The following is a 13,158-nucleotide window of genomic DNA, read 5'->3' on the forward strand; positions in this document are numbered from 1 at the left end:
TTTTGCAGTCACTTAACTCGGGGAAACGTGGAACAGGTCATGAAAGATCTCAAGTCTCAAGCCAGCAAAAGCACGACCCCCGGCAAGGGAGGCCTAACTCCGGAGATCCAATCCCGGATCGGCCATCAACTGCGCGCCATGTACGACGACGTCGTGCGGCAAGGGGTTCCGGACCGGTTCGCGGAGCTCATCAAAAAGCTTGATGCGCCGGGAGGATCCCAGAACGAGAATGGGGCTGGGGGCTCCAACGACAACAATGGGAGGGATTAATGCCTCTCACGAACTCCCTGCGTGACGACATCCTCGCGGCCGTGCCGAGCCTTCGCGCGTTCGCGATCTCGCTCAGCGGCAATGCCGACCGCGCCGACGATCTGGTGCAAGAAACGCTGTTGCGTGCACTTGCCAACATCGACTCGTTCCAGCCCGGCTCCAACCTGCCGGCATGGCTGTTCACGATCCTGCGCAACCTGTTCCGCTCCGACTATCGCAAGCGGCGGCGCGAGGTTGAGGACGCTGAGGGCAACTATGCCAAGACGCTGAAGACGCAGCCCTCGCAGAACGCCCATCTCGAGTTCGAGGAGTTCCGCGGCGCGCTCGAGAAGCTTCCGCAGGACCAGCGCGAAGCGCTGATTCTGGTCGGCGCCTCCGGCTTCTCCTATGAGGATGCGGCCTCGATCTGCGGCTGTGCGGTCGGCACCATCAAGAGCCGCGTCAACCGCGCACGCTCGAAGCTCGCTGCGCTGCTCTATGTCGACGGCGCCGAGGACTTCGGACCCGACGAGACCGTGCGCGCCGTGATCGGCGGCAGCGGCGGGTAGCGCGTCAATCGACCTCAGGCGACAACGGTGAAGGCGGCCGTCTTGCGCGGCCGTCTTCGTATGCGTGTGAGCAGGGTATTTCCGCTCGGTTACGTCTCGACGAACGTCACGGTGTCGGCGACGGTTGCGCGCGAGGTGCGGTAGCTGTTGACCTTGTGCGCGTTGTCGGCATAACCGAACGAGATGCCGCAGACGACGCGACGGTCGTCGGGCAGGTTGAAGTGGCGGCGGATCAGGCCCGAATGGCGCGCAAGTGCCGCCTGCGGAATCGTGCCGAGCCCGAGCGCTTGTGCTGCGAGCATGAAATTCGACACATAGGCCCCGCAATCGATCGCGCCGTAGATGCCGAGCGGCTCATTGGTGTGAATGATCGCGACGTGCGGCGCGCCGAAGAAATTGTAATTCTCCAGCGCCTGCTTGGCGTAGCCGCTTCTGTCGCCGCGCGGGATGCCGAGCGTGTTGTAGAGCTGAAAGCCGCTCTCGCGGCGGCGTTCGAGATAGACGCCGACATATTCGCGCGGCGGGGTGAAATCGTAATCGTCGCCGAGCCCGCCTGAGGCCTCCTTATAGATCAGTTGGCGGAAGCGCTCCTTGGCCTCGCCGCTGGCGATGATGACCTGCCAGGGCTGGCTGTTGCACCAGGACGCGGTGCGTTGCGCCGTCGTCAGCACATGCTCGATGGTGGCGCGGTCGACCTCCTTCGGCAGGAAGGCGCGAACGGAATAGCGCTCGTTGAGGAGCTCTTCGAGCACGCCGATGCGGTCTTGGGTCTGGCTCACTTTTGCGTCCATGAATTCTTCTCTTGTAGGGTGGGCAAAGGCGCGTAGCGCCGTGCCCACTAACTTTCCCCGATCTTGAGACATGGTGGGCACGCTTCGCTTTGCCCACCCTACGAGATACCGCGGGAAGCGAGATCACCGCCCCTTGGTCGGGATCTTGTTATACGGCACGTCCTTGTCGACGCGGATGTCGCCGGGCAGCCCCAGCACCCGCTCGGCGATGATGTTGCGCAGGATCTCGTCGGTGCCGCCGGCGATGCGCATCGAAGGCGAGGACAGCAGCATCTGCTGGAATTGGCCGTGCACCGTCTCCTCATCGCTGCCGGTGAGAACACCGGCCGCGCCCTGGAGGTCCATCGCGTAGGTCGCGATGTCCTGCAGCATCATGCCCGACACCAGCTTGCCGATCGAATTCTCCGGTCCCGGCCGCTCGCCCTTCGACAGCGCCGAGATCGCGCGGTAGCTGGTGTATTTCAACCCGCTCGACTTCACCGCCCAGCTCGCGAGCTTCGAACGCACGGCGGGATCGTCGATGGCGAGCCCTTCCTGCAGCATTAGGTTCGAACAGAACTCAAATAGTTCGGGCACGCCGGTCGCAAGACGCGCCCCGATCGACATGCGCTCGTTCATCAGCGTGGTCAGCGACACGCTCCAGCCCTCGCCGACCGCGCCGAGCCGCTGGCTGTCAGGGATTACGACGTCGGTGAAATAGACCTCGTTGAACTCCTGCATGCCGTTGGCCTGCTTGATCGGCCGCACCTCGACGCCCGGGCTCTTCATGTCCAGGAAGAACATGGTGAGGCCCTTGTGCTTGGGCACATTCGGATCGGTGCGCGCGATCAACAAGCCGTAGTCGGAGTAATGCGCGCCCGAGGTCCAGATCTTTTGGCCGTTGACGACCCAATTGTCGCCCTTCTTCTCCGCGCGCGTACGCAAGCCCGCGACGTCGGAGCCGGCCGACGGCTCGGAGAACAGCTGGCACCAGATCTCCTCGCCCGCGGCGAGCTTCGGCAGATAACGACGCTTGGCATCCTCGCTGCCCCACGCCATCACGGTCGGGCCGCACATGCCCTCGCCGATCTGGAACGGCTGCGTCAGCTTGCCGTAGACGCCCTCCTCCTGCTGCCAGATCACGCGCTCGATCGGCGTGGCGCCGCGGCCGCCATATTCCTTCGGCCAGTGCAGACAGGCCCAGCCGCCCTCCGCCTTCTTCTTCTGCCAGGCCTTGCCGACCTCGACCATGTCGTGCTTGGCCAGCCTGATACGGCCGAGCGAGGATTTTGACAGCTCCTGCTCGAACTCCTTCGGCGCGTTGGCGGCGACCCATTGGCGTGCGGTCTCGCGGAACGCGGCTTCCTGCGGGGTGTCGTCGAAATTCATCTCCGAACTCTCCTCTCTCTCGCCCCGGACGCTGCGCAGCGCGAAGCGGTGCGCTGCAGAGCCGGGGCCCATTCCGGCTTTCTGGGTCCCGGCTCTGCGAAGCAGCACTACGTGCTGCATCGCGTCCGGGACACGAACTCATCTTCCCTTGGTCGGGATCTTGTTGAACGGTACGTCCTTGTCGACACGGATATCGCCGGGCAGGCCCAAGACCCGCTCCGCGATAATGTTGCGCATGATCTCGTCGGTGCCGCCTTCGACGCGCGTGCCGGGCGCACGCAGCAGCATCGCCTGGAAACGGCCGGCGAGCTCGGCATCCTCGCCGCTGACCACGCCGCTCGCGCCCTGCAGATCCAGCGCGTAGGTCGCGACGTCCTGGATCATCGAGCCCGCCACCAGCTTGCCGATGGAATTCTCCGGTCCTGGCCGCTCACCCTTCGACAGCGCGGAGATCGCCCGCATGCTGGTGTATTTCAGCCCGCTCGCCTTCACCGCCCAATTGGCTAGCTTCGAACGCACCGCGCGATCCTCGATCGCCGGACCGTCATCGAGCATGAGGCTGGAGCAATATTCGAACAGCTCCGGAAAGCCGGTCGAGACGGCCGCGCCGATCGCGCTGCGCTCGTTCATCAGCGTGGTCAGCGAGACGTTCCAGCCGTCGCCGACCTCGCCGAGGCGCTGATGATCGGGAATGCGGACATTGGTGAAATAGACCTCGTTGAAATCGGAGGCGCCGCTCGCCTGCTTGATCGGCCGCACCTCGACACCAGGGCTCTTCATGTCCAGGAAGAACATGGTGAGGCCCTTGTGCTTGGGCACGGTCGGATCGGTGCGGGTGAGCAGGATGCCATAGTCGGAATAATGCGCGCCCGAGGTCCAGATCTTCTGGCCGTTGATGACCCAGTCGTCGCCGTCCTTCTCCGCGCGGGTGCGCAATCCTGCAACGTCGGAGCCGCCGGCGGGTTCGGAGAACAGCTGGCACCAGATCTTTTCGCCTGATGCGAGCGGCGGCAGGTAGGTGCGCTTATGCTCCTCGCGCGCGAATGCCATCATGGTCGGCCCGCACATGCCGTGGCCGATGATGAACATGCGGGAGAGCTGGCCGAACGGCCCCTCCTCCTGCTGCCAGATCACGCGCTCAATCGGCGACGAGCCGCGGCCGCCATACTCCTTCGGCCAGTGCAGGCAGGCCCAGCCGGCATCCGCCTTCTTCTTCTGCCAGGCTTTTGCGACTTCGAGGATGTTGGCGTTCCTGAGCACGGTGCGGCCGAGCGAAGACTTTCGCAGCTCGTCCTCGTACTGCTTGGGCGCGTTGGCACCGATCCAGGCGCGCGCTAGGCTGCGGAATTCGGCTTCCTGCGGGGTGTCGTCGAAGTTCATATTCGTGCCCTTCGCTTACGCCGCGTTCTTCTTGCGCATGCGATCGATCAGCTGGTCTTCCCAATAGGAGAGGCTGCCGAGGCCGAGCGCCATGGCGTTGGCGCGGCGGTAGTACATGTGGCAGTCGAACTCCCAGGTGAAACCCATGCCGCCGTGAACCTGGATGTTGTTCTTGGCGCAGTGCTGGAATGCCTGCGTCGCGCTGATGCGCGCGGCAGCGGCGGCTTCGGGCAGCTCGGCTGCGTTGGTCGAGAGCGCCCAGGCGCCGTAATAGCTGTTGGAGCGCGCCAGCGTCGCCGAGACATACATGTCAGCGAGCATGTGCTTGACCGCCTGGAACGAGCCGATCTGTCGGCCGAACGCAATGCGGTCGAGCGCGTAGTCGCGGCCCATCTCCAGCGCGCGGTCGGAGCCACCGACCTGCTCGAAGGCGCAAAGCACCGCAGCGCGGTCGAGCACCTGGGTCAAGATGCTCCAGCCGTCGCCGGCGGCCCCAAGCGGCTCCGCCTTGCAGTCCTTGAACGTGATCTCGGCCTGACCACGGGTCGGATCCAGATTGGTGAGGCTCTTCACCTCGACACCACCCGCCTTGAGATCGACCAGAAACAGCGAGATGTCGCCATCGCGCCCGCTCGAGCCCGTGCGCGCCGCAACCACCGCGAAGTCGGCGATCGCACCATCCGCCACCGGCTTCTTGACGCCGTTGAGCACGCCGTTCGCAGCCGCGAGCTTGACGTTCTTCGGCGCCGGATTGCCCTTGCCCTCGAACAGAGCCAGTGTGCCGATCGCCTCGCCCGAGGCGATCGCGGGGAGCCACTTCTTCTTCTGCGCGTCGCTTCCGGCGATCAGCAGCGCTTCGGCCGCGAGATACACGGTCGAAGAGAACGGCACCGGCGCGTTGGCCCGGCCCATCTCCTCGGCGATCACGCAGAGCTCGAGATGACCAGCACCGGCGCCGCCGAATTCCTCGGGGATAGCGACTCCCAGAAAGCCCATCTCGGCGAGACCCTTCCAGAGCTCCTTGTCGTAGGGCGCCTTACCGTCGAGCACGACGCGCACCGCCTTCGGCGAACATTTCTCGGCGAGGAATTTGCGCGCCTGGTCGCGGAGCTGCTTCTGGTCGTCGGAGAAATCGAAGTTCATAGCGGGCTACCCTGTTATTGCTGTTCTGTAGGATGGGTGGAGCGAAGCGATACCCATCAATTATCTGACGAGAGGCGATGGGTTTCGCTGCGCTCTACCCATCCTACGATCTTCATCTCAGCACGATCACGTCCTGGTCCGGCTTGTCGGCATAAAGCCGCTCCACCAGCACCGCGCGGCGCTCGAGGCCGGCGCGCTGGTTGATGTAGCCTTTGTCGGTGAGCTCGTTGCCGTCGATCGAGGGCGGCTCGACCATCAACATCGCACGGGCGATGACGCGGCTGCTGGCGCCGCCGCATTCGGTGTTGTGCGCCTCGAGCCCGCGCTTGAAGCAGGCGATCACCTCGGGGTGCTTCACCGCGTCCTCGAAGCTGAGATCAGGATTGCCAACGAGCTGGCGGCACGCATGCAGATTGGGCCAGGCCAGCAGACCGATCGAGCACTGATCCTGCCCGGCCACGAGCGCGTCATGCACGACCGGCGTCGCAGCCGCGATCGCATCGGTACGGAGCGAGCCGACATGCACGAAGGTGCCGGTGGTCAGCTTGAAGTCTTCCACCACGCGGCCGGCGAAGATGATGCCCTTCACCGGATCGCTGTCATCAACGAAAATGCCGGCATCGCCGATGCAATAAAAACCCTCTTCGTCGAACATCTTCTTGGTCAGGTCCGGCTGACCGAAGTAGCCGGGCGTGACGTTGACGCCGCGCAGGCGCAGCTCGTATTTCGAGCCGCACGGCACCATCTTCAATTCGACGCCGGGGAACGGCAGGCCGATCAGGCCGACGCGCTCAGTATCCCAATAGGTGCCCGTCGAGGTCGGTGCGGTCTCGGTCGAACCCCAGCCGGTATAGAACACGATGCGTTCGCCGGTGGTCTTCACGGCGAGAGCCTGCATGCGGTCGTAGAGATCATCAGGCAACCGCGCGCCGCCATAGGCCATGATCGAGAGATTCTTGAAGAAGGAACGGCACAGCGCATCGTCCTTCTCCATCGCCGCGGCGAGCGCGGCATAACCGGCAGGCACGTTAGCGTAATAGGTCGGCGAGATCTCGCGCAGGTTCCTGATGGTTTCTTCGAGCTGGCCCGGCATCGGCCGGCCATCGTCGATATAGAGCGTGCCGCCGTCGACCAGCACCGGATGGAACGCGGCATTGCCGCCCATGGTGTGATTCCAGGGCATCCAATCGAGCACCGTGGCGAGCGGGCCGCCCGGCGTGCGCGGCCGCACCTGCATCATCATCGCCGCATTGGCGCACATCATCTCTTGCGTGTTGATGACGGCCTTGGGCATGCCGGTCGAACCTGACGTGAACAGCAGCTTGCCGACCGTGTCAGGCGTGATCTTTGCGATCGATGCGTCCACATCCGCCGTCACCGGCGTTGCGGCGAGCTCGGCAAAGCTGACACTCTTCACACCCTCGCAGGGCCGCGCGACGTGAACAACGGTGACGCCCGAGAGGTCGAGCGCCTTAAGTGCCTTCTCGAAGGTCGGGCCGTCCTGCACCATCACCACGGCCGGCTTGATCAGATCGAACAGGTACTTCAGCTTGACGTGATCATGGCTCATCAGCGAGTAGGCCGGCGACACCGGCGCTGCCGGCGAACGCGCCTGCATCGCGGCCTGCGTCATCAGCGCATGCTCGATCGAATTGCCGGAGAGGATCGTGACCGGGCGGCCATCGAGATCGAGATTGAGCAGCGCCTGCGTCAGCGCGTCGACGGTGCGCTTGGCTTCACCATAGGACACCTTGCGCCATTCGCGGCTCGGACCGCCGCGTTGCGCGAGCCAGATGCGCTCGGGCGCTTCCCTGGCCCATTTCGCCAGCGAGGCCGGAAGATGCTTTTCGTAGGCCTGCAGCGGAATGCGCGACTTCAGCACCACCGTGCCGTCAGTGCGCCGCTCGACATCGATGTCGCGCGCGAGCCACTCGACCTTGCGAAAGGCGGGCTTTGCCATCACCGCCGCCGCGCTTCCACTCATTTTGCGTCTCCCGGAATTATTGTCCTTTGCGGATCTTTGTTGTTTCAGCGCTTGATATAGACAGGCTTTCGCTTCTCAAGGAAGGCCCTGATGCCTTCCGAAAATTCCTCGGAGCGGCTGCACAGGACCTGGTTGCGGTCCTCCATCGCAATCGCCGCTTCCAGCGATCCGGCATCGACGCTCATGTTGAGACATTCCTTTGACAGGCGCAGCCCAACGGGCGAGGCCGTCATCATTGCATCGACATAAGGCTCGGCCGCCGCATCGAGCTTGTCCTCGTCCACGACCTCGGAGACAAGCCCAACCGCAAGCGCGCGCTCGGCGCCGATGAAGCGCCCGGTCAGGATCAGCTCGGAGGCGACGGAGACGCCGACGAGGCGCGGCAGAAAGTAGCTGGTTCCGATGTCGCAACCGCCAAGGCCAAGCTTGATGAAAGCGCAGTTCATCCGCGCCGACTTGGTCGCGATGCGGATGTCGGAAGCCAGCGCCAGCGCAAACCCGCCGCCGGCCGCGGCGCCCTGCACCAGAGAGAGGATGGGTTGCGGACAGCGGCGCATCAGCATCACGATGTCAGCGATGCGGCGTTGCGAGTCGAGCGACTCGGTCACACCGGGCGGCTCCTGCTGCCCGGCCCTGCGCGCCATCGCGGCCTTGAGGTCGAGGCCAGCACAAAAATTCTTGCCGGCGCCGCGCAGCACGACGACGCGCGTGTCGCGATTGCGCTGCAGGCCCTGGAAATAGACATTAAGCGCGTCAATCAGCGCGGGATCGAGCGCGTTGAGGCTCTCCGGACGATTGAGCGTCACCCGGTCGACGCCGTCATCGTGCTCGATCAGCAGCGGTTGGGACATGGGGCGCTCCTGCGTACCGCTGATTGCGGTGCCAATTGCTGCGCCCTCTCCCCTTGTGGGAGAGGGCAAGTCGCTGTGAGCCCAGAATTCGCTTGGGTGAGGGGTCTGTCTCCGCGGACGCAAACCCCTCATCCGGCGCTTCGCGCCACCTTCTCCCACAGGGGGAGAAGGGAAGAAGTGCCCTACCGCGGAGCCATGCGAATGGCACCATCGAGACGGATGGTTTCGCCGTTGAGCATCGGATTCTCAACCATGTGCACGGCGAGCGCGCCGTATTCCTTGGCATCGCCGAGACGCGAGGGATGCGGCACCTGGGCCCCCAGGCTCTTGCGCGCTTCCTCGTTGAGGCCCATCAGCAGCGGCGTGAAGAACAGGCCAGGCGCAATGGTGTTGACGCGGATTTTCTGGCTCGCGAGGTCGCGTGCGGCAGGCAAAGTCAAACCGACGACGCCGCCCTTCGACGCCGAGTAGGCGATCTGGCCGATCTGGCCTTCGTAAGCAGCGACCGAGGCGGTGTTGATGATGACGCCGCGCTCTTCACCGATCGGCTCGATCGTGACGAGACGCTCGGCGAACAGACGCAGGCAGTTGAACGTGCCGATCAGGTTGACGTTGATGATGCGCGCGAACTTTTCCAGCGGATAGACGCCGTCGCGGCCGACAATACGCTGCGAGCCACCGATGCCGGCGCAGTTCATCAGCACGCGGGCAACGCCATGCGCGGCTTCCGCCTTGGCGATCGCCGCCTTGATCTGCTCTTCGCTGGTGACGTCGGCATGGAGCGCGACGCCCTTCACTTCGGCGGCGACCTTCTCGGCATTGTCCTTGTTTTGATCGATCACGCCGATCTTGGCGCCCTTGGCGGCCATGGCGCGCGCAGTCGCTTCACCAAGACCCGAACCACCACCAGTGATGAGAACGGCTACGTCTTTCAATTCCATGACAGGCTACCTTTCCTTGGGCGTTTCTTCTCTAGACTTGAACGTCTCGGCCGGATTATCCGGCCGCGGCAGCTTCCTCGGCTTGCGTGAGGATGCCGCCGCAGATCAGCGTTTCCATGTGCTTGATGTATTGCCGGCAAACTTCATCGGTGACCGGACCGACGCCGGTCGCGCGAGACATCGCGTGCCGGCCGAAGAACAGGTGATCGCAGGCGCCGATCAGGCTGGTGTAGAACAGCACCGGATCGGTTTGGCGGAACTCGCCGCGGCTGACGCCCTCGGCGAGCAGGCGGCGATGAAAGTCGAGCAGCGGCGCGACGAAGAATTTCGAGACTTCATCCGCCGAACCGGCAACGCTCTCGTGCAGGAGATAGTGGATCAGCCGGTTCATGTAGGGGAACCGGTGATAGGCGCGGATGATGCCGGCGATATGCAGCTTCAGCTTCGCGGTCGAATTGATCGGCTGCGCCAGCAGATATTCGAGGTTCGACATCTCGGTCGCTGCGTCGCGCGCGAGCAGCGCCAGCAGCAGCCCGTCCTTATTGCCGAAATGATATTTGACCAGCGCGGCGTTGGCGCCGGACTTCTGGGCGATGTCCGAGAGCGAGATCTCGATCGATGAGCGTTCGATCATCAGCTCGCTCGCGGCCACGAGCAATTTCTCTGCCGTGGAATTCTTCCCGCTCGGAAGCCTGTTCGGTACGCTGGTAGTCACGGAGATCCCTTGTTCTCGGCGCTGGAGCGGGCCGCAGATAAACCCAAGCAGCGCCTCCCCACAAGAGTTAATTGATCGATTGACTAAACGATATCCCGCCCCTTAAAACCCCGACAACCCAGCTCAGAACAATCCAGGGAGAGACCGAAATGGCCGAGGCTTATATCGTCGCCGCTGCGCGTACCGCGGGCGGGCGCAAGGGGGGCCGCCTCGCCGGCTGGCATCCGGCTGATCTCTCCGCAAAAGTGCTGGACGAGCTGGTCGATCGCACCAAGATCGATCCGTCGCTGGTCGAGGACGTGATCATGGGCTGCGTGATGCAGGTCGGTGAGCAGTCCAACAACGTCGCACGCAACGCGATCATGGCCTCGAAGCTGCCGGAGAGCGTGCCGGGCACCTCGATCGACCGCCAGTGCGGTTCCTCGCAGCAGGCGCTGCACTTCGCGGCACAGGCCGTGATGTCCGGCACGATGGACGTGGTGATCGCGGCCGGCGTGGAATCGATGACGCGCGTGCCGATGGGCCTGTCCTCGCAGCTCGCCGCCAAGAATGGCTTTGGTCACTACAAGAGCCCGGGCATCGAGGCGAAGTACCCGAACATCGTGTTCAGCCAATTCACCGGCGCCGAGATGATGGCCGAGAAGTACGGCCTGTCGAAGGATGATCTCGACGAATATTCCTACAACAGCCATCAGCGCGCGATCGCGGCGACGCAGGCCGGTCACTTCAAGACGGAGATCGTGCCGCTCGAAATCACCCGCGCGGACGGGTCCAAGGACACGCATCACATCGACGAAGGCATCCGCTTCGACGCCACGCTCGATGGCATCAAGGGCGTCAAGCTGATCGCAGAGAACGGCAAGCTGACTGCGGCGAGCGCCAGCCAGATCTGCGACGGCGCGTCCGGCGTGATGGTCGTGAACGAGCGCGGCCTCAAGCAGCTCGGTCTCACACCGCTGGCCCGCATCCACCACATGACCATGACCGGCGGCGATCCCGTCATCATGCTCGACGCCCCCCTGCACGCCACCAAGAAGGCGCTGGAGAAGGCCGGCATGAAGGTCGACGACATCGACCTGTTCGAGGTCAACGAGGCTTTTGCTTCGGTGCCGACCGGCTGGCTGAAGACCACCGGCGCTGATCCGGCACGTCTTAACGTCAACGGCGGCGCCATCGCGCTCGGCCATCCCCTCGGCGGCTCCGGCACCAAGCTGATGACGACGCTGGTCCACGCCCTGCACCAGCGCGGCAAGCGCTACGGCCTGCAGACCATGTGCGAAGGCGGCGGCATGGCCAACGTGACGATCGTCGAGCGGCTGTAAGCCGTCGTTGTGGCCACATCGGCCACCACATTATAGGTGTCGTCCCGGCGAAAGCCGGGACCCATAACCACAGGCGAACGTGGTTAGGCCGCGCTGGGGCGACATCTCGTTTCAACGATCTGAATCGGTGGTTATGGATCCCGGCCTTCGCCGGGATGACACCTTCTTTGTTGCGAGATCTCCGCCATGACCCACCCGTCCATTTACGCGAAGACCACACCCGACAAGATCGCCTATCAGATGGCCGGGACCGGCAAGGCGATCACCTATCGCGAGCTCGACGAGCTCTCGAACCAGGGCGCAAACCTGTTCCGCTCCCTCGGTCTGAAGGCCGGCGACCACATCGCGCTGCTGATGGAAAACCGCCTCGCCTTCATGGAGATCTGCTGGGCGGCGCAACGCAGCGGGCTCTATTACACCGCGATCAGCCGCTACCTGAAGCAGGACGAGATCGACTACATCATCGGCGATTGCGGCGCCAAGGTCGTGATCACCACGCCGAAATGCGCCGACCAGATCAAGGACCTGGTCAAGGGCACCGCCGGCGAGCCGATCTTCTACATGGTGGATGAGCCCCTGCCCGGCTTCCGCTCCTACGACAAGGAAGCAGCCGCGCAGCCGACAACGCCGATCGCGGACCAAGTCGCCGGCTACGACATGCTGTATTCCTCAGGCACCACCGGCCGACCGAAGGGCATCAAGAAGGCGTTCGAGGGCAACGCCATCGATGTGCCGAATGCCTTCCTGCGCGTGCTCTGCGCCGACATGTGCGGCATGAATGCCGAAAGTACTTATCTCTCGCCGGCGCCGCTCTATCATGCGGCCCCGCTGCGCTTCAACATGATGGCGATCGTGCTCGGCGGCACCTCGATCATCATGGAGCATTTTGACGCCGAGGACTTTCTGAAGCTGGTCGAGAAGTACAAGGTCACGCAATCGCAGCTCGTGCCGACCATGTTCGTGCGCATGCTCAAGCTGCCGGATGAGGTCCGCACCAAGTACAACGTCTCGACACTGAAAGGCGCGATCCACGCCGCCGCGCCCTGTCCGGTCGACGTCAAGGCAAAGATGATCGAGTGGTGGGGGCCGATCCTGATCGAGTATTACGCGGGCTCGGAAGGCAACGGCGTCACCGTCTGCAACTCGCAGCAATGGCTGGAGCATCGCGGCAGCGTCGGCCGCGCCGTGGTCGGCAAGATCAAGATTCTGGACGAGAACGACGAGGAGCAGCCGGTTGGCGAGATCGGCACGGTCTATTTCGCCGATGCGCCGGCGTTCACCTATCACAACGATCCCGATAAGACGAAGAAGGCCTACAACGCCAAGGGTTGGTCGACGCTCGGCGACGTCGGCTATCTCGACAAGGACGGCTTTCTCTTCCTCACCGACCGCAAGTCCTACATGATCATCTCGGGCGGGGTGAACATCTATCCGCAAGAGACCGAGGACGTGCTGATCACCCATCCGGAGATCGCCGACGTCGCGGTGTTCGGCGTTCCGAACGAGGAGATGGGCGAAGAGGTCAAGGCGGTGGTGCAGCCGCACGACATGACGCGTGCCGGCAAGGCGCTCGAGGCGGACCTGATCGCCTACTGCAAGACGCGTCTGTCGGCGATCAAATGCCCACGCTCGATTGACTTCGAAGCTGAGCTACCGCGCACACCGACGGGAAAGCTGGTGAAGCGGCATCTGCGCGACCGGTATTGGCCGAAGACCGCGGCGAAGATTTAGCGGACGGTCTCGTAGGGTGGGCAAAGGCGCAAAGCGCCGTGCCCACGTCTTCCTGCATTGTTGTAGAGAGATGGTGGGCACGCCTCGCTTTGCCCACCCTACGACGCCGGGGCA

12 protein-coding genes are annotated in these 13,158 nt (G+C 63.7%); 4 read left to right on the plus strand and 8 right to left on the minus strand.

What is annotated here, in order from left to right:
* The first annotated feature begins 39 nt into the window (after window positions 1-39).
* Complete coding sequence (locus NLM32_RS42625; RefSeq protein WP_200471650.1) at window positions 40-270, plus strand: NepR family anti-sigma factor; 231 nt, start codon at window positions 40-42, stop codon at window positions 268-270.
* Window positions 270-818 carry a sigma-70 family RNA polymerase sigma factor gene (locus tag NLM32_RS42630; protein WP_084292346.1) on the plus strand — a complete coding sequence of 183 codons (549 nt, stop codon included), beginning with the start codon at window positions 270-272 and terminating at the stop codon, window positions 816-818. The genes NLM32_RS42625 and NLM32_RS42630 overlap by 1 nt, the downstream gene beginning before the upstream one ends.
* 89 nt (window positions 819-907) lie before the next feature.
* Here the strand turns inward: NLM32_RS42630 and NLM32_RS42635 are convergent, their stop codons facing one another.
* From NLM32_RS42635 to NLM32_RS42670, 8 genes are all read right to left on the minus strand, one after another.
* A complete protein-coding gene (locus tag NLM32_RS42635; RefSeq protein WP_254134622.1) occupies window positions 908-1,609 on the minus strand; it encodes a nitroreductase in 702 nt (233 codons plus the stop codon).
* 123 nt (window positions 1,610-1,732) lie between these two features.
* Window positions 1,733-2,977 (minus strand): acyl-CoA dehydrogenase, encoded by a 1,245-nt coding sequence (locus NLM32_RS42640; RefSeq protein ID WP_254134623.1) that lies wholly within the window; start codon window positions 2,975-2,977, stop codon window positions 1,733-1,735.
* 138 nt (window positions 2,978-3,115) lie between these two features.
* Window positions 3,116-4,357, minus strand: a complete 1,242-nt coding sequence (locus tag NLM32_RS42645; RefSeq protein WP_254134624.1) for an acyl-CoA dehydrogenase — start codon at window positions 4,355-4,357, stop codon at window positions 3,116-3,118.
* A 15-nt stretch (window positions 4,358-4,372) separates the two neighbouring features.
* Window positions 4,373-5,500 carry an acyl-CoA dehydrogenase family protein gene (locus tag NLM32_RS42650; protein ID WP_254134625.1) on the minus strand — a complete coding sequence of 376 codons (1,128 nt, stop codon included), beginning with the start codon at window positions 5,498-5,500 and terminating at the stop codon, window positions 4,373-4,375.
* Window positions 5,501-5,612: 112 nt separating this feature from the next.
* Window positions 5,613-7,484, minus strand: coding sequence for an AMP-binding protein (locus tag NLM32_RS42655; RefSeq protein ID WP_254134626.1), 1,872 nt, complete (start codon window positions 7,482-7,484; stop codon window positions 5,613-5,615).
* 44 nt (window positions 7,485-7,528) lie between these two features.
* The gene (locus NLM32_RS42660) at window positions 7,529-8,335 is read right to left on the minus strand and encodes an enoyl-CoA hydratase/isomerase family protein (protein WP_254134627.1); all 807 of its coding nucleotides are present in this window, start codon (window positions 8,333-8,335) and stop codon (window positions 7,529-7,531) included.
* A gap of 182 nt (window positions 8,336-8,517) precedes the next feature.
* Window positions 8,518-9,276 carry an SDR family NAD(P)-dependent oxidoreductase gene (locus NLM32_RS42665; protein ID WP_212327383.1) on the minus strand — a complete coding sequence of 253 codons (759 nt, stop codon included), beginning with the start codon at window positions 9,274-9,276 and terminating at the stop codon, window positions 8,518-8,520.
* A gap of 55 nt (window positions 9,277-9,331) precedes the next feature.
* Window positions 9,332-9,910, minus strand: coding sequence for a TetR family transcriptional regulator (locus NLM32_RS42670; RefSeq protein ID WP_254134628.1), 579 nt, complete (start codon window positions 9,908-9,910; stop codon window positions 9,332-9,334).
* A gap of 230 nt (window positions 9,911-10,140) precedes the next feature.
* Here NLM32_RS42670 and NLM32_RS42675 point away from each other — a divergent pair, with 230 nt between their 5' ends.
* Window positions 10,141-11,313, plus strand: coding sequence for an acetyl-CoA C-acetyltransferase (locus NLM32_RS42675; protein WP_254134629.1), 1,173 nt, complete (start codon window positions 10,141-10,143; stop codon window positions 11,311-11,313).
* A gap of 186 nt (window positions 11,314-11,499) precedes the next feature.
* Window positions 11,500-13,044, plus strand: coding sequence for an acyl-CoA synthetase (locus tag NLM32_RS42680; RefSeq protein ID WP_254134630.1), 1,545 nt, complete (start codon window positions 11,500-11,502; stop codon window positions 13,042-13,044).
* Window positions 13,045-13,158 lie beyond the last annotated feature (114 nt).

The sequence above is a fragment of the Bradyrhizobium sp. CCGUVB14 genome (assembly GCF_024199935.1).
Taxonomy (GTDB): Bacteria; Pseudomonadota; Alphaproteobacteria; order Rhizobiales; family Xanthobacteraceae; genus Bradyrhizobium.